This window comes from Pedococcus cremeus, assembly GCF_900111375.1.
Taxonomy (GTDB): Bacteria; Actinomycetota; Actinomycetes; order Actinomycetales; family Dermatophilaceae; genus Pedococcus_A; species Pedococcus_A cremeus.
In genome coordinates this window covers 124,435-140,802 of record NZ_FOHB01000008.1, presented here as the reverse complement: position 1 = coordinate 140,802, position 16,368 = coordinate 124,435, and the positions used below count along the sequence as shown (strand labels likewise).

Below are 16,368 nucleotides of genomic sequence, written 5' to 3'. Positions count from 1 at the left end.
GATCGGCCAGTGGTGTGGCCCTCTCGGAAGGTAGCCCCGGTGCGTGGGGGTGGACTCATGCAGAAGACGCAGCGTCTCCTGGGACCGCGTCAGCTCCCTGCGTTGTCCAGGGCTGCCAGGTCCTCGACCCTGGGGTCGAGCTGCAGGGAGGAGGGCATGCCGAACACCTGGACCGGGCGCTTGTCCGGGTCCCACGCCGCCCAGCCCGGGTCACCGCTCGAAGCGAAGGCCACCCAGGCGGCATGCATCTCGTCGGCCAGCTGATGGGGTGGGTTCGGCCCGGTGAGCGGCTCGGCGCCGGCGAGGGTGTCGAAGACGAAGGGCAGCTCGAGGGCGTGGCAGGCACCGAGGCCCGGAACGCCGGATGCCCAGTCGAACTCGTACACGTGGGTGCGGCCCCCGACCGCGGTGTGCGCGTCCGCGAGCCGAACGGTCTCCCGCCGGAACGCCTTGTCGGTGAGGATCGCCGCGAGCAGATCACCCGCGCTCGCACCGGGGCGCGACGCGGCATACACCTGAGCGACGGACGGGTCGATGCCGTAGCGAGCCAGCACGACCGGCAGTGCCACGTCGTTGACCATCGCGGCGATGCCCGTGGGCACGAGGAAGAAGCGGAACTCGTCGCGGGTGGTGCCGGTGAGAAGCTCGACCCCGCTGCCGGCGCCGGCGGCGATCCGGGCCAGTGGGACGTCGGGCACGACGTCGCCGTCGACCGTCGGGAAGAGGCTCATGACGCCGAGGCCGTTGCGGATGACGCTGGCGCCCCACCGGGCGGGATCGGGCGCCTGGGCGAGGGCCAGCGCCACGGCGTTCTGCGCCTCGAGCAGCTGCTCGGGGTCCGCGGCACCGAGTGCTTCGACGGTCGCCGGCACCCCGAGCTGGGCAGCGACCGCCTTCGTGACCAGCCTGGCGTCGTCCTCGTCGGCAACGGCCGTGGCCGTGCCGCTCTGCACGACCGCGCGCCGGAACAGGCCCTCGGCCGCCGGCGATGCGAGGAGGGTCGCCACGCTCATGCCGCCGGCCGACTCCCCGAAGACCGTGACGTTGCCGGGATCGCCGCCGAACGCCGCGACGTTCTCCTGCACCCACGCCAGCGCCAGGAGCTGGTCGCGCAGGCCACGGTTCGATGGCGCACCTTCGAGCGCGGCGAAGCCTGGCACGCCCAGCCGGTAGTTCACTGACACGAGCACCACGCCGTCGCGCGCGAAAGCGGACCCGTCGTAGACGGCGAGGGCGTTGCCGCCCCGAGTGAAGGCACCGCCGTGGATCCAGACCATCACCGGCAGCCCGGAGCCCGCGGGGTCCGGCGTCCAGACGTTGACGTGCAGGTGGTCGTCGCCGGGCAGGTTCGTCGTGCCGAGCAGCGCGGCGATCGGCGGGGCGTAAAGCGCCTGGGTCGCCATCGCCCCCAGGGCAGTCGCCTCACGGACCCCGTCCCACGGCCGCGCCGGTCGGGGCGCCTCGAAGCGCGCCGGCCCGACCGGCGCCGCGGCATACGGGATGCCGAGGAAGGCGCTCACCCCGCCGGTCACCCGCCCACGCACCCGGCCACCGGTCAGGGAGACGACAGGGTCCATGGGTCCTCCAGAAGTCGATGCCTCGTGCACTTCTGAAGCCTCGTACAGACCGAGGTCCCTTGCACCTCCGACACGGGGCCCGATGGCCAGCGGTCTCGCCACCCCTGCGGGAAGGTCGTTCAGGCGAGCGCCGCAGCCCTGGTCAGGTCACGTTCCGGGCGGGGTGTAGTGCACGTCCTGCTCCGTCGCCGCGTCGACCTCCGCGGGCGTCATCAGCACGGCGGTCCTGACATGGGCCAGTCCCGTGGAGTTCACCGCCAGGGCCACCGCAGCGGCGGCCTTGTTGTCGGGCAGCTCGCACAGCGTGTAGACGTCGTCCTCACCGAAGGCGAAGTCGAAGCTCTCCATGCGTCCCCCCATGTCAGCCGCAGCCTTCTCGATCGCGGCAGCCCGGGCCGTACCACCCTTGGCCACAACTCCACGGGCCCCGGCGCTGTCGTAGCGGGCGATGAACATGTAGCGGTTCATGTGGTTTCTCCTTCAGGGGGTTGTTCCTCGGGGACACCAGACACGCTCCACCGGCTCTGGAACCCGTCGCCATCCCCCATCGGGATGGTGCCCGGGTGGTCAACGCCGAAGACCGGCCGACGCTTTTGACTTCAAGTACTTGAAGTTCCTAGTGTCGTAGAGGTGAGTGCACGGACGGCCCAGCAGAGCTACACGATCAAGGAGGCGGCCGCGCTGACCGGGCTGCCGGCCAGCACGCTCCGCTACTACGAGACCATCGGGGTCATCGCGCCGATCAGCCGCGGTGCCAGCAGCAAGCACCGCGTCTACGACGAGAGCGACCTCGACCAGCTCATGTGGGTCGCCTGCCTCGCGGCCACGGGCATGTCGGTCAGCGACATGCGCCAGTACGTCGCCAACGGGCAGCTCGGCCCCTCCGCCGCGACCGAGCAGGTCGAGCTGCTCGCGCAGCAGGAGCGCCGGCTGGCCCTCGAGGCGAAGCAGCTCGCCGTGCGCCAGCGGTACGTCCGCCTCAAGATCGACTACTGGCAGGCGGTCGACGCCGGCGACACGGACCGCGCAGAGCTGCTGTCGAAGGAGGCCCGCGAGCTCGCCGACGAGCTCAAGCGGGTCAAGAAGCCGTAACCCACGGTGACGCGTGGCGGACCAGCGCCGGTCCGCAGGCCCGACGCGCCCAGCACCAGCACGCCGGACACCTCCCGTATGCCACAAGACCCACCGCGCCACAGCAACGCCACAACCCCCAGAGCCATCCCAGAGAAGGAGAAGAGCGTGCAGATCACCCGCAGCTCCACCGACACCGCCAAGGGACCGGCCGACTGGTTCACCGGTGACGTCTACATCGACGCCGTCGCAGCGGCCCCGTCGCCGTCCCGCGTGACCGCGAACCTGGTGCACTTCATGCCCGGTGCCCGCACCCACTGGCACCGTCACCCGCTCAGCCAGACCGTCTTCGTCTCCGAGGGCGTCGGGCTATGCCAGCGCCGCGGTGGCCCCGTCGAGGTCATCCGCCCCGGCGACCGCGTCCTCTTCGAGGCCGACGAGGAGCACTGGCACGGCGCCGCCCCCAACCGGCTCATGGTCCACCTGGCCATCAACGAGGGCGACGACGACCACGACGTCGTGCACTGGCTGGAGCCAGTGACCGACGAGGAGTATGCCGCGACCGCGGCGAGCTGACCGCTCACCAAGGCCCCGTCCAGACCGAACGATTCGTCCTGACACAGACCGAACCGCAACTCCCCCAACCCAAGGAGAACTCCACATGCGCGTGAACGCCTACGCCGCCCCCGCCGCCGGCCAGCCGCTGGCCCCGACCACCATCGAGCGTCGCGACGTCGGAGCCAACGACGTCCTCATCGAGATCCAGTACGCCGGCATCTGCCACTCCGACATCCACACCGTCAACGGCGACTGGGGCCCGCAGCCCTTCCCGGTCGTGCCGGGCCACGAGATCGTCGGCGTCGTCACCGAGGTCGGCTCCGACGTCACCCGGCACCAGGTCGGCGACCGCGTCGGCGTCGGCTGCATGGTCAACTCCTGCGGGGAGTGCACCAACTGCCGCAATGGCGACGAGCAGTACTGCGCCGAGGGCATGGTCGGCACGTACGCCGCGACCGACCGCGACGGCACCACCACCCAGGGCGGCTACTCCACCCACGTCGTCGTGGACGCCGACTACGTCCTGTCGGTCCCCGAGGGCATCGACCCGGCCGCCGCCACCCCGCTGCTGTGCGCCGGCATCACCACCTACGCGCCGCTGCGCAAGTGGGAGGCCGGCCCGGGCAAGAAGGTGGCCATCGTCGGCCTCGGCGGCCTGGGCCACATGGCCGTCAAGATCGCCCACGCCCTCGGCGCCGAGGTGACCGTGCTCTCGCAGTCGCTCAAGAAGCAGGAGGACGGCCTCCGCCTGGGCGCCGACCACTACTTCGCGACCTCGGACCCGAGCACGTTCGAGCAGCTGGCCAGCCGGTTCGACCTGATCATCAACACGGTCAGCGCCAAGATCGACGTCGACGCCTACCTCGGCCTGCTCGCCGTGGACGGCACGCTCGTCAACGTCGGCGCCCCGGCGGAGCCGCTGAGCCTCAACGTCTTCTCCCTCATCGGCGCCCGCCGCTCCTACGCCGGCTCCATGATCGGCGGCATCGCCCTGACCCAGGAGATGCTCGACTTCTGCGCCGAGCACGGCATCGGCTCCGAGGTCGAGGTCATCTCGGCCGACAAGGTCAACGAGGCCTACGAGCGCGTGCTCGCCTCCGACGTGCGCTACCGCTTCGTCATCGACACCGCCACGCTGGCCTGAGCGCGCACCCCGCCTGACACGGCTGTCCGAGCGCCTCGCCACCCCGGGTGGCGAGGCGCTCGCACGTCGTGAGGAGGGTCACGGCATACCGGCCGTGCCGTTCCTGTTGCCCAAAGAGGCCCATCCCCCGAACCACAGTCCCCAAACCACCTCAGGAGGTCCACCCATGACCGACTCCCCCGCCCCCACCACCGCTCCCCGCGAGTGGCGCCTCGCCTCCCGCCCGACCGGCTGGCCGACGCCGGAGAACTTCGAGCTCGCCGAGAGCGACGTGCCCGAGCTCGCTGAGGGCCAGATCCGGGTGCGCAACGAGGTGCTCTCCGTCGACCCGTACATGCGGGGCCGCATGAGCGCAGCCAAGTCGTATGCCGCGCCCTACGCCGTGGGCGAGGCGATGACCGGTGGTGCCGTGGGCATCGTGGAGGAGTCGCGCGCCGAGGGCTTCAAGCCGGGCGACCACGTGCTGCACGCCCTCGGCTGGCGGGAGGTCGCCGTCGTCGAGGCGAAGCACGCCCGCAAGGTCGACGTCGACGCCGCCCCGGCATCCGCGTACCTGGGCGTGCTGGGCATGACGGGCCTCACGGCATACGCCGGCCTGAAGCGCATCGCCGACCTCAAGGAGGGCGACGTCGTCTTCGTCTCCGGTGCGGCGGGCGCGGTCGGCGGCGCCGTCGGCCAGATCGCCAAGGCGCTGGGCGCCAGCAAGGTCATCGGCAGCGCCGGCTCCCCCGAGAAGGTGCGTCACCTCACCGAGGACCTCGGCTTCGACGCTGCGTTCTCCTACCGCGAGCGCAAGGTCTCCGAGGCCCTGCGCGAGCTGGCCCCCGACGGCATCGACGTCTACTTCGACAACGTCGGCGGTGACCACCTCGAGGCCGCCATCGGGTCGCTGCGCCTCAACGGACGCATCGCCGTCTGCGGCATGATCTCCGTCTACAACGACACCGAGCCCGCCCCCGGCCCGCGCAACCTGGCGCGCCTCATCCAGACCCGCGGCCGCATCCAGGGCTTCCTCGTCGGTGACCACTACGACCTGGCAGGCGAGTATGCCGAGCGGGCGGCCCAGTGGCTGGCCGACGGTTCGCTGTCGCTGCGGGAGACGACGGTCGACGGGTTCGAGAACGCCGTCGACGCGTTCCTCGGGGTCCTGCGCGGCGACAACACAGGCAAGATGGTCGTGCGCCTCTGAGCGCCGCGGCCGTCCCGCATCGAGGAGCTCCACGATGCGGGGCGGCCGAGCCCCGTGTGGGCCCCACGTGGTTTGCGCGTTCCACCCGTCAGGGACCAGGGAACTGCTATCCTGCAACCCGTACTCGAAGCCTCCCGTCCGCACATCGCGGCACGCGGAGGCTTTTTTCATGCCTGACTCCACTCAACCCCAGCCCCAGCCCGAGCCACCTTCGGCCGTGCGCGTCCGCCGTGTCGGCCCTGACGACAGGGCCGTGCTCGAGCGCCTGTGGCTGCTCTTCCGCCACGACCTCTCCCGCTTCACCGGCACGCTTCCCCATCCCGACGGCACCTTCCGCTCCGAACGCCTGGAGGCCGCGCTGACCGATGCCGGCTGGGCCGCGTTCCTGGCCCACCACGGCGACTCCCCCGTCGGGTTCGCGTTCGTGCGCAGCCTCGAGCGGCAGCCGTTCGTGCTCAACAGCTTCTTCGTCGTCGCCGGCGCGCGCCGAACCGGCGTAGGTTCCCAGTTCGTCCACGAGGTGCTGGCAACGTTCCCGGGGAGGTGGGAGGTGGCGTTCCAGGAGGCCAACACCGTGGCCGGGCACTTCTGGCGAGCAGTGGCGGCGTCCCACGACCCGAGGTGGAGCGAGGAGCGTCGGGCCGTGCCCGGCCAACCCGACGTGCCCCCGGACTCATGGATCGGCTTCACGGTGCACGACCGCTGAGCCCGCCCCGACGACCCTCGTGAAGACAACGCTCACCCCGACAACGCTGACCCAGACACCACTCACCCAGACCACCCCGGCAGGACGACGAAAGGACACCATGGACCTCGGGCTGCACTACTGGAACTACTCCCGGCCGGTCGAGCCGGAGCTCATCGCCTCGACGCTCGCCGAGACCGCTCGCCTCGCCGATGAGGGCGGGCTCTCCTCCTTCACCCCGATGGACCACTACTTCCAGATGCCGCACCGCGGCGGCGGCCCCGGCGACCCGATGCTCGAGGGCTACACGACGCTGGGTTTCGTCGCGGCCCACACCCAGCGGATCGCCTTGGGGTTGCTCGTCACCGGCGTGACCTACCGGCACCCCGGCCTGCTCGCGAAGATCGTCGCCACGCTCGATGTCCTCTCCGGTGGCCGGGCCTTCTTCGGCATCGGCGCCGGCTGGTACGAGCGGGAGCAACGAGGCCTGGGAGTGCCGGTCGTGCCACTTGCCGAGCGGTTCGAGCGGCTGGAGGAAACGGTGCAGATCTGCCTCCAGATGTGGAGCGACGACAACGGTCCCTACACGGGCAGGCACTACCAGCTAGAGGAGACCCTCTGCGTGCCGGCACCGCTCGGCGGCAGGAGGCCGATGGTCATGATCGGCGGAGGCGGCGAGAAGAAGACGCTGCGCCTGGTCGCCCGTTACGCCGATGCCTGCAACCTCTTCGCCACCAGCGTCGACGACGTCACCCACAAGCTCGACGTGCTCCGGTCACACTGTGACGGCGAGGGCCGGGACTTCGACGCGATCCGCAAGACCGTCATGTACAGCCGAGGCCCGCTGAGGGACCCGGACACGTTCCTCGCCGAGGCCGAGGTCTACGCACGCCTCGGTGTCGGGGAGATCCAGCTGCTGCCCGACGGGCACCCCGTCGAGTTCACCGAGCAGGTCCTCGAACGGCTCCTCCCCCGCATCGAGTCGCTTCCCTGAGGGGACCGGCCCGAGACCGGACCGCGCCCACCACGGCGCGGTCCGGCGCCCGCCGCAGTGACATGCTGTCGGGATGAGCCAGGCAGAGCCGTTCGTCGCGGAGGGCTTCGGTGTCGTGGCGGACGCCTTCCGCCGCAACTTCACCGAGTGCGGCGAGGACGCGGCCGCGGTCGCCGTGTTCCACCGCGGCACCAAGGTGGTGGACCTGTGGGCAGGGACCGACGTCGTCAACGACCGCCCCATGCCCGACGACGCGTTGATGATGGTGGCCTCCTGCACCAAGGGCATCACCGCGACCGTGCTCGCGATGCTCGTCGAACGCGGCGACCTCGACCCCGACGAGCGCGTGGCCACGTGGTGGCCCGAGTTCGCCGCCGCCGGCAAGGACGAGGTCACCCTCGGCATGGTGGCCTCGCACACCGCCGGCCTGCCCTACCCGCCGCTGGGCACCGGGCTCAGCGGTCTCGACCTGCACCGTGGCCCAGCCGTGACGGCAGCCCTGGCCGGTGCGGCCCCTCTGTGGGAGCCCGGCACCGCGATGGCCTACCACCCCGTCACCTTCGGCACCCTGCTGGACGAGATCGTCCGACGAGCCACCGGCCGGAGCATCGGCCAGCACGTGCGCACGCTGGTCGCCGAGCCGCTCGGTGTCGACCTGTGGATCGGCCTGCCGGAGAAGGAGATCCCCCGCGTCGTCCCCGGCGTGTGGGAAGCGGTCGACCCCATGCAGCCGGTCGACGACGAGCAGCCCGAGCCGGGCACCTACGCCGCACTGAGGCAAGACTTCCTGCGTGAGAACGGACCGATGGACCCCGACTTCGCCGACGGCGAGCAGGTCCGCGCGTTCTATGCCGCAGAGCGGCCGGCCGTCGGCGGCATCACCGACGCACGCGCCCTCGCGACCATGTATGCCGCCCTGCTGGGGCCGGTCGGCGGCGTCCGGCTCATCGAGCAGTCAACCCTCGACGAGGTCACCCGCCCACGCACCGACGACGTGACGACCCTCATCGAGAGCGGGACGGCAGGCCCGGATATCCGCTTCGGCCTCGGCTACCAGCTGGCCTCACCCAGCATGCCGGGGTTCGGACCGCGCTCCTTCGGCCACACCGGCGCCGGCGGACGGCTGGGCATCGCCGACCCCGACCACGACGTCTCCTTCGGCTACATCTGCAGCCGGATGAAGAACATCGGAGCCGGCGGGGACCCGCGCTGGCGCAACCTCATCGACGCGGTGAAGGCGTCGCTGGCCTGACCGCGTTGGCGGCGGCCACCTGCTGGTACCACCGTGCCGAGTCCTTGGGCGTCCGCTGGAGGGTGTCGAAGTCGACGTGGACCAGGCCCCACCGCTGGGTGTAGCCGAAGGCCCACTCGAAGTCGTCCATCAGTGCCCAGGCGTGGAAGCCCTTCACCTTGGCGCCCTTGGCGACGGCCTCGTGGACGGCCAGGAGGTGGTCGTGGAGGAACGTCGTGCGGGACGCGTCGTGCAGGTCCTCGCCCGGTGCGTCGGGCACACCGTTCTCCGTCACCACGATCTCGGGTGAGCCGTAGTCGTGGTGCAGCCGCAGGAGCACGTCGGTGAGGCCGCGCGGATGCACCTGCTGCCAGCCCGCCGACGACACCGGGTACCGGGTGACAGGGCCGTTCCCGCCCATGACCTGGGGGCCGTAGTAGTTGACGCCGACGAAGTCCACCGGCGCGGAGATGACGTCCAGGTCCCCGTCGCGGGCGGCCGCCCGGATGCCCGCTGCGGCCTCGGGGTCGGCGTCGGCGAGGCCCCGGGGGTACCTGCCGTGCAGCACCGGGTCGAGGTAGAGCGTGTTCTCCGTGACGTCGGCCCGCTCGGTCGCCCGGCGCGCGTCGTCACTGTCGTCGGCCGGGTAGCACGGCGCCAGCTGCACGCAGGGGCCGATGGCCCCCCGCGCCCCCGAGGCCCGGAAGCCCTGCACGGCGCGGCCGTGCGCCAGCCCGAGGTGGTGGATGACGCGTCCACTGGCGACCCGGTCGCTCTTCCCCGGCGCGAACCGCCCCGTCTGGTAGCCCTCCCGGGCGATGATCTTCGCCTCGTTGACGGTGACCCACCGGTCGACCCGGTCGCCGAGCGCCTTGACCACAACCGCGCTGTAGTCGGCGAACCAGTCGGCCGAGTCCCTCCTCTCCCAGCCGCCGGCGTCCTCCAGTGCCTGCGGCAGGTCCCAGTGGTAGAGGGTCGCGACGGCCTGGATCCCCCGGGCCGCGAGGCCGTCGACCAGGCGGTCGTAGAAGCCCAGGCCTTTCGCGTTGACGGGTCCGCGTCCCTCCGGAAGCACCCGCGGCCACGCCACCGAGAAGCGGTAGGACCGCACGCCCAGGCTCCGCATCAGGTCGAGGTCGCGCTCCACGAGGCGGTAGTGGTCACAGGCTCGGTCGGCGCTGCTGCCGTCGACGATGGCGCCCGGCTGCGCCGCGAACGTGTCCCAGATGGAGCGGCCCCTGCCGTCGGCACGCGTCGCGCCCTCGACCTGGAACGCCGACGTCGCCACCCCCCAGGAGAAGCCGGCAGGAAAGCGGACCACCGCCCCTTGGCCACGGTTGGCAGGGGTATGCCGCGTGCCCGCCGGCTCGGTGCCGGTGCAGGCGTTCACCGTGATGCCCGCCAAACCGAGCGTCGCTCCCGCGACCGCAGCCCGCAGCACGTCACGGCGAGCCGGCTGGGTGCCTGGCATTCCGACCTCCCACCGCCGCGGCATACCGGACGTCAGCGGAGCGTGGTGGCTGCCCCTCCCTGGCCTACCGACCGCTTGTCCTCGGCCTCCGCCACGGAACGCTGGGTGGGCGGGGAGCCGGCCGGGCGCCGCGGCTCGGTGTACTCCGGCTCGGTGTACTTGGGCTCGGTGTACTTCGGCTCGGTGCAGTCCGGCTCGGTGTACTCCAACGAGTCCATGAAGCGCAGGAAGACCTCCGCCGGAGTGCTGTCGGTCGGGCTGCCGGTGCTGACGTGCTCGATGAGCTGCTCCGCGAGGGAGGCAAGCCGGACGTTGTGGGTGTTGGAGAGCCCCCGCAGCGCTCGGAAGGCGGCGTCCTCGGGCACCCGCAGCGCCAGCATGACGACCCCCTTGGCCTGCTCGATCACCGCCCGGTGCTGCGCCGACGCGGCCACCGCCTGGTTCATGTGGTCCTCGAGCGGGCGGGTGACGTCGAGGACGAACCCGCTGACGTACGACGCGTCGCCCTCCATGCCCCACGCCTCGGCCGCGATGACCAGCTCGTGGGTGTGCCCCTGTCGGTCGACCATCTGGTAGCGCACGCTGAACAGCCCACCGGCCTGTGCTCCCCGGTGGAACTGGGCGCGGGCCCGCTCGCGGTCCTCACCGACCACCGAGTCGAACAGCACTGTGGGAGTGGGCTCGTCGACCTCGGGAACCAGCCCATGCAGGTCGTAGAGCAACTGCGACCAGGTCATCTGACCGGTGGCGAGGTCAAGGTCGAAAGTGCCGACGGCGTCGGCTGATGTACCAGGCATCGTGTCGTCCCCTTTGACGGCCTGGAGGCTCAGCCAGGCTTGATCAAACCGTGGCTGCGCTTGTGAACCGCCCACCACCGTACTGCCGATGACCGAATAGTGGTACCGGTGAAATGGCGTAACCCTCCTCCATCGGACATGGGCTCAGGCCGCACAGATCGGACATTCGCATGAACCGCGACGACCGGGTGCGGACCAGACTGACCGGGTGACGGGGAGGCACGAGCGCCCTCGGGCGCATCGTTGGGGGCCAGCCGCGGTGGGGGCCGTCGTGGTCGTGCTGCTCGCGGCGGGGGCCACCTGGGCCGTGATGAGGGGGCCGTCCGACTCGGGCACAGCAGCGCCGAGGACCTCCTCCACCGCGCCCCTCACCCCCGAGACAGCAGCCACCAACAGTGGCTCCGCCAGCACCGCCTCCTCGTCACCGACCACCGGTGACGCCGCACTCGCCACCGCTCAGCGTGCCCTCGCCGCCTGCGCCGCCACCATCACCGCCCGGGAGCAGCTGGCCCGCGCTGCGGCGGCCTCGGCCCGCGACTGGAGCACCCACACCGGCGCCCAGCGCAGGCTCGACAGCGGCGAGTGGACGGTGGCCCAGGCGAAGGCGGCGTGGGCGTCCTCCAAGGCGCACGGGTCCGCCGACGTCAAGCAGTTCGCGGCGGCGGCGGCCGCCGTCGAAGCGGCCGACAGCACGGCCTGCGGCGCGGTGGTCACCGACACGGCGTCCACGTCCCTCGCCGGCAAGGGGACGGCCTGCACGGCAAGGGAGAAGGCGCTGGTCTCGGTCGCCTCGGCCGGCTCGGTCGTCAACGCCCAGTGGGCGGCCCACATCGCGATGATGGCCGACAAGGCCCACACCGACCAGGGCGCCTACCACGACCGCTGGGTCACGATGGTGGCCGAGGCACCGGCACCGCTCAAGCGGTATGCCGCGGCGGCGGCCGCGCTGGAGCGCGCGCCGGCGTGCTCACCCTGAGCAGCCGCGACTCACCTGGGCGGGCCACCCTGAGCCGTTGGAGCCGAACGTCGTTCACCCGGTGGAGAAGACGACGTCCACCCAGTAGTTCGGCGCCTTGGACGAGGTGTTCGGGAAGGCGCTGGTGCTGCTGTAGCGGTAGACGCCGTTGCCACCACTCACCCCGTCCTTGAGCGCGTGCAGCGGAGGCGAGTCGACTCCGGCGGTCTTGAAGTAGTTGTTGTCCCGGGCGTACCGACCCACCGGCGCGAAGTACGACGCGACGTAGACCGTGCCCGCCGTGATCGCCACGGGCGTGGCGAAGTTGACCTGCTGCCACCCCGACGCCGTCTCGGAGCCGAACGTCGCCGACGCCAGCCTGGTGCCGGACAGCGTCCACAGGTTGCCGATGTGGGTGCCGGTGTTGGCGCTGCCCTTGTAGAACCGGATGCCGGTGATGTAGCCGTTCACGTCGGCCTTGAACTTCACACCCACCTCGGTCGCCCTGGTGTCCGTCACGCTCACCGTCGCCGGGGTCGCGATCGACGACCAGATGGTGCACGCGGCGCAGCCCGAGGCGGTTGGCGTCACCGAGTTCGACGGTGTGGACGCCGGGCCCGTGCCGACCGCGTTGGTCGCCGAGACCGTGAACGTGTAGGCCGTGCCGTTCGTCAGCCCGCTCACCGTCGTCGTCGTGGCCGGCGGGCTGCCGGTCACCGTCGTCGGCGTCTGCGCCGTCGTCCCGACGTACGGCGTGACCGTGTAGCTCGTGATGGCGCTGCCGCCGTCGGAGGGCGCGGTCCAGGACACGCCGGCTGCCTTGTCTCCCGCCGTCGCGGTCACGTTCGTCGGGGCAGCCGGGGCTGTCGGGGAGGTGGAGGCGGTTGGCGTCACCGAGTTCGACGGTGTGGACGCCGGGCCCGTGCCGACCGCGTTGGTCGCCGAGACCGTGAACGTGTAGGCCGTGCCGTTGGTCAGCCCGCTCACCGTCGTGGTCGTGGCCGGCGGGCTGCCGGTCACCGTCGTCGGCGTCTGAGCCGTCGTGCCGACGAACGGCGTGACCGTGTAGCTCGTGATGGCGCTGCCGCCGTCCGAGGGCGCGGTCCACGACACGTTGGCGGCCTTGTCGCCCGCGAAGGCCGTCACGTTCGTGGGCGCCCCCGGCGCGGTCGCCGACGACGTCCCCGTGCTGAACACCACGTCGACCCAGTAGTTCTCGGAGTTGTAGGTGCTGTTGGGGAAGGCGCTGCTCGACGTGTACCGGTACACCCCGTTGCCGCCGCTGACGCCGTCCTGCAGGGCGTGCAGCGGGGCGTTGTCGACGCCCGAGGCCGCGAAGTAGCCACCGTCACCGGCGTAGTGCCCGGCCGGCGCGAAGTAGGACGCCACGTAGACCGTCCCCGCCGTGATGGTGACCGGGGTCGCGAACAGCACCTGCTGCCAGCCCGAGGAGGTCTCGCTGTTGAAGGTCGCCGACGCCAGCTTGGTCCCGGACAGGGTCCACAGGCTGCCGACGTGGGTGCCGGTGTTGAGGCTGGACTTGTAGAAGCGGATACCCCTGATCTGGCCGTTGACGTCCGCCTTGAACTTCACGCCGATCTCCACCGACTGCGCGTCGTTCTCGTCGGGCGTGCTCGGCGCCGCGGAGGCCGACCAGATGGTGCAGGCCGTGCAGCTCGTCGCCGCCGGCGTCACCGAGTTCGACGGGGTCGACGCCGGGCCCGTGCCCACGGAGTTCGTCGCCGTGACGGTGAACGTGTACGCCGTGCCGTTCGTCAGCCCGGGCACCGTCACCGACGTGTCGGGCGGGGTTCCGGTCACGGTCGTCGGCGACTGCGCGGTCGAGCCGATGTAGGGAGTCACGGTGTACCTGGTGATGGGGCTGCCGCCGTCCGAGGGCGCCGTCCAGGACACCAGTGCGGAGGCGTTGCCCGGGGTCGCGGTGACGGAGGTCGGGGCACCGGGGGCACTCGCCGGTCCGGTGCTGGGGTTGAACATCACGTCGACCCAGTAGTTGCGGGCGTTGGTGCTCGCCGTCGGGAACGTGCTGGTGCTGCCGTTCTGGTAGAGCCCGTTCACGACACCGTTGGTGTTCCGCAGGGCGTGCAGCGGCGGGCTGTCGACGCTGCTCGTGCCGGTCGGGCCGGGCGACGGCGGCGGGTACAGGTACATCTCGTCCTGGGCCGTGTGCCCGGACGGGGCGAAGTACGACACGACGTACGTCGAGTTCGCGTTGATCGAGACGGGGCTGCCGAAGGTCGCCTGCTGCCAACCGGATCCTGACTCGTTCTGGAAGGTCACCGAGGCGAGCTTCGTGCCCGAGGCGGTCCACAGGTTGCCGATGTGGGTGCCGGTGTTGGTGCTCGCCTTGTAGAACCGCACGCCGGTCACCTGGCCGGAGACGTCGGACTTGAACTTCACGCCGACCTCGACCGCGCTGCCGCTGCCGGAGTCGCTCTTGCCGGGGGTCGAGCCCACGCCCCAGATGGAGCAGGTGCAGCCCACGTTGACGGTCGCCCCTGCCGAGGGGCTCTCGAGGTTGCCGCTGTCGTCGACGGCCCGCGACCTGATGGTCGTGCTGGGGTTGCCGTGAGCCACCCAGCTGTAGCTCCAGCTCGTCGTGCCCGTCGCCGGGTGCCAGGTGGTGCCCCCGTCGGTGGAGACCTCCACCCCGGCGACGACGCCACCGCCGGTGTCGGCCGCCGTGCCGCTGATGGTCAGCTTCGCGCCGTCACCGACGCCGGCACCGTTGGCCGGCGACGTGATCGTCGACGTGGGCGGCGTCGTGTCGGTCGAGGCTGAGGCGACCACGAGACCTGACAGCACGGCATACGGCTGGGCACCCATGTCGGCGAAGAGGTTGACGGTCGCCTGCTGCATGTTCGGGTCGGCGCCGTTGCCGGGGTCGAGACCCCACGACCACTGCACCGTGCCGGCACCGAACACCAACGCACCGCTCGGTGCCCGGTAGAGGGTCAGGTTGTGCGTGGCGGTGCTGCCGCTCTGCACCGTGCTGCCGTAGTCGGTGAACACCTCGGCGCTGGTCGACGTCGTGGACGAGAGCCGGAACGCCCCCGCCGGGCGGAAACCGTTGTCGGGGTCGCTGTCCCACTCGTAGCCGAGCGTGCCCAGACCGGCTCCCAGGGTGGCCGTCTGCCCGGACGACAGGTTCGCCACGGCGGTGTTGCGCCACAACCGCAGCTTGGAGTACTGCGCCGGCACCCGGATGTCCGTAGTGCCCGAGTTCACGACGAAGAGCTGTCCGGTCAGGGCGTTCTGCGGCCTGCCGCCGTCCGCCGGCGGGCTGAACCGCGGGTCCTCCCAGGTGCCGGTCCACGTCGGCGGGTCCTGCGGGTCGACCACACCGTCATAGTGGGTCTCCTTGTAGCACACCAGCGTTCGGTTCGGGGTGCTCGTGCCGTCGTAACTGGCCTCGGTGCGCGTCTTCCAGAAGACCTCGTTGCCGCTGAAGAACGCCAGGTTGAGGCCCTTGTCGCGAGCCGCCTCGACGTTGGCCCGCTGCGTGCCGGTCCAGTACTCGTCGTGCCCCACCGACAGGAACGTCTTGTGGTTGTTCAGCAGCGACCCACCCGTGGAGGTACCGACATCGAGTCCCGTCGTGTACGAGACGTCGAAGCCGTTCGCCTCCAGGAACCGGATCATGGGGTACTCGGCGTACATCAGCCAGCTGCGGCCACCGGAGTCGTCCTCGGCCGAGTGGAAGGGCCGGTTGTAGGAGACCTTGGAGGCACCCTTGTATGCCGCGGGGCTGCCCGGCGGGCAGTTGATGGAGCAGGTGTAGAGACTGTTCCCGCCGTAGGTGTTGTAGGCCTGCCAGGTCTCGTCGGAGGTCTGGAAGAGCAGGTCGGAGTGGCCGGTGTCGTTCTTCACGATGAAGACGATGTGGCTGCTGGCACCGGTGGTGTCGTCCCGGACCAGGTGGGCGATGTAGACGCCCGACACTGCGTCGGTCGGCACGGTCCAGGACGCCGAGACCGCCCAGTTGCCGCAGTCGATCAGGCCGGTCGAGTCCTGCAGGGTCAGGCACGACGGCTGGGTCTGCGGCAGGGTCGCCGACGGCTTGAGGTTCGCGGCAAGCTTCCGGGCTCCGTTGCCCTGGTAGTAGCCCAACCGGAGGATGTCGAAGTGGTACGCCTTGGACGGGGTGTTGATCTTGAACCGGACCGTGTCACCGGGGTTCACGCTGATCGACGTCGCGAAACCCTGGATGGTGGACGACCCCGCGCCCGAGATGCTCCAGTCACTCGACGGGGTGCCCGGCTTGCTGTTCTCGCACGCGATGACGCTGACCGGGGTCGTGCACGGGTCCGCCGCTGCGGCCCTGCTGGCCGGCAACAGCCCGAGCATCGCGAGCACCACGGCGAGCACCGCGACCATGGCGGCCCAGGCTCTGCCGCGCCCGGCTGACGGGGCTGGGCGGTCCCACCCCGCGGAGCGTGACCGGATGGTGACCAGACGGGTCGCAGAAGCCACGACGCACCCCCTCTACTGGAGCGGTCACGCGGCGGGAGCTGTCGGGGTCGCGTGCCTGCACCGGTGACTCACCGACCGTAGGCCGTCAGGAGGGCCCACCACATACCGCATCGGCATGGGGACGTCGCCATCCCTTTGGTGGACGTGGGGGCCTCACCCGCCGACCGCTCGAGGGGCTCGGCCGCACTGGTAGTCCATCGGG

The 16,368-nt window shown here is 70.9% G+C and carries 13 protein-coding genes; 8 read left to right on the top strand and 5 right to left on the bottom strand.

All coding sequences use genetic code 11. From position 1 onward, the window contains the following. Positions 1 to 89: 89 nt before the first annotated feature. Both BMW78_RS15795 and BMW78_RS15790 read right to left on the bottom strand, forming a co-directional pair. Complete coding sequence (locus BMW78_RS15795) at positions 90 to 1,577, bottom strand: carboxylesterase/lipase family protein (protein WP_091761707.1); 1,488 nt, start codon at positions 1,575 to 1,577, stop codon at positions 90 to 92. A 147-nt stretch (positions 1,578 to 1,724) separates the two neighbouring features. Then, positions 1,725 to 2,045: a GYD domain-containing protein gene (locus BMW78_RS15790; protein WP_091761705.1), complete on the bottom strand. Its 321-nt coding sequence runs from the start codon at positions 2,043 to 2,045 to the stop codon at positions 1,725 to 1,727. A 162-nt stretch (positions 2,046 to 2,207) separates the two neighbouring features. On the opposite strand from BMW78_RS15790, the gene BMW78_RS15785 reads away from it, so the two are divergent. The 7 genes from BMW78_RS15785 (at position 2,208) to BMW78_RS15755 (ending at position 8,470) form a co-directional block, all read left to right on the top strand. Further along, entirely contained in the window at positions 2,208 to 2,669 is a 462-nt protein-coding gene (locus BMW78_RS15785; RefSeq protein ID WP_091761704.1) for a MerR family transcriptional regulator, read from the top strand. A 147-nt stretch (positions 2,670 to 2,816) separates the two neighbouring features. Beyond that, complete coding sequence (locus tag BMW78_RS15780) at positions 2,817 to 3,224, top strand: (R)-mandelonitrile lyase (RefSeq protein ID WP_091761701.1); 408 nt, start codon at positions 2,817 to 2,819, stop codon at positions 3,222 to 3,224. A gap of 85 nt (positions 3,225 to 3,309) precedes the next feature. Next, on the top strand, positions 3,310 to 4,350 hold the full coding sequence (locus tag BMW78_RS15775) for an NAD(P)-dependent alcohol dehydrogenase (RefSeq protein ID WP_091761700.1): 1,041 nt from the start codon (positions 3,310 to 3,312) through the stop codon (positions 4,348 to 4,350). A gap of 166 nt (positions 4,351 to 4,516) precedes the next feature. Then, positions 4,517 to 5,539, top strand: a complete 1,023-nt coding sequence (locus BMW78_RS15770) for an NADP-dependent oxidoreductase (protein WP_091761698.1) — start codon at positions 4,517 to 4,519, stop codon at positions 5,537 to 5,539. Between the two features lie 169 nt (positions 5,540 to 5,708). Next, the gene (locus BMW78_RS15765) at positions 5,709 to 6,245 is read left to right on the top strand and encodes a GNAT family N-acetyltransferase (protein ID WP_091761696.1); all 537 of its coding nucleotides are present in this window, start codon (positions 5,709 to 5,711) and stop codon (positions 6,243 to 6,245) included. 100 nt (positions 6,246 to 6,345) lie between these two features. After that, the gene (locus BMW78_RS15760; RefSeq protein WP_091761694.1) at positions 6,346 to 7,218 is read left to right on the top strand and encodes an LLM class F420-dependent oxidoreductase; all 873 of its coding nucleotides are present in this window, start codon (positions 6,346 to 6,348) and stop codon (positions 7,216 to 7,218) included. 73 nt (positions 7,219 to 7,291) lie between these two features. Beyond that, on the top strand, positions 7,292 to 8,470 hold the full coding sequence (locus BMW78_RS15755; RefSeq protein WP_091761692.1) for a serine hydrolase domain-containing protein: 1,179 nt from the start codon (positions 7,292 to 7,294) through the stop codon (positions 8,468 to 8,470). Here BMW78_RS15755 and BMW78_RS15750 read toward each other — a convergent pair. Next, the gene (locus tag BMW78_RS15750) at positions 8,439 to 9,920 is read right to left on the bottom strand and encodes a GH1 family beta-glucosidase (protein ID WP_091761960.1); all 1,482 of its coding nucleotides are present in this window, start codon (positions 9,918 to 9,920) and stop codon (positions 8,439 to 8,441) included. The two genes, BMW78_RS15755 and BMW78_RS15750, sit on opposite strands and share 32 nt — an antisense overlap. Before the next feature lie 32 nt (positions 9,921 to 9,952). After that, positions 9,953 to 10,717, bottom strand: coding sequence for an ANTAR domain-containing protein (locus tag BMW78_RS15745; protein WP_091761690.1), 765 nt, complete (start codon positions 10,715 to 10,717; stop codon positions 9,953 to 9,955). A 259-nt stretch (positions 10,718 to 10,976) separates the two neighbouring features. Between BMW78_RS15745 and BMW78_RS15740 the strand changes: the two genes are divergently transcribed. Continuing rightward, entirely contained in the window at positions 10,977 to 11,693 is a 717-nt protein-coding gene (locus BMW78_RS15740) for a hypothetical protein (RefSeq protein ID WP_091761687.1), read from the top strand. A gap of 54 nt (positions 11,694 to 11,747) precedes the next feature. Here the strand turns inward: BMW78_RS15740 and BMW78_RS15735 are convergent, their stop codons facing one another. After that, the gene (locus BMW78_RS15735) at positions 11,748 to 16,166 is read right to left on the bottom strand and encodes a DUF4082 domain-containing protein (RefSeq protein ID WP_245735903.1); all 4,419 of its coding nucleotides are present in this window, start codon (positions 16,164 to 16,166) and stop codon (positions 11,748 to 11,750) included. Positions 16,167 to 16,368 lie beyond the last annotated feature (202 nt).

What these genes read in the sequence shown, in the direction of transcription:
- BMW78_RS15755 (WP_091761692.1), top strand. Translation starts at nt 7,292, where the DNA reads ATGAGCCAGGCAGAGCCGTTCGTCGCGGAGGGCTTCGGTGTCGTGGCG.
- BMW78_RS15765 (WP_091761696.1), top strand. Translation starts at nt 5,709, where the DNA reads ATGCCTGACTCCACTCAACCCCAGCCCCAGCCCGAGCCACCTTCGGCC.
- BMW78_RS15775 (WP_091761700.1), top strand. Translation starts at nt 3,310, where the DNA reads ATGCGCGTGAACGCCTACGCCGCCCCCGCCGCCGGCCAGCCGCTGGCC.
- BMW78_RS15760 (WP_091761694.1), top strand. Translation starts at nt 6,346, where the DNA reads ATGGACCTCGGGCTGCACTACTGGAACTACTCCCGGCCGGTCGAGCCG.
- BMW78_RS15745 (WP_091761690.1), bottom strand. Translation starts at nt 10,717, where the DNA reads ATGCCTGGTACATCAGCCGACGCCGTCGGCACTTTCGACCTTGACCTC.
- BMW78_RS15770 (WP_091761698.1), top strand. Translation starts at nt 4,517, where the DNA reads ATGACCGACTCCCCCGCCCCCACCACCGCTCCCCGCGAGTGGCGCCTC.
- BMW78_RS15790 (WP_091761705.1), bottom strand. Translation starts at nt 2,045, where the DNA reads ATGAACCGCTACATGTTCATCGCCCGCTACGACAGCGCCGGGGCCCGT.
- BMW78_RS15795 (WP_091761707.1), bottom strand. Translation starts at nt 1,577, where the DNA reads ATGGACCCTGTCGTCTCCCTGACCGGTGGCCGGGTGCGTGGGCGGGTG.
- BMW78_RS15750 (WP_091761960.1), bottom strand. Translation starts at nt 9,920, where the DNA reads ATGCCAGGCACCCAGCCGGCTCGCCGTGACGTGCTGCGGGCTGCGGTC.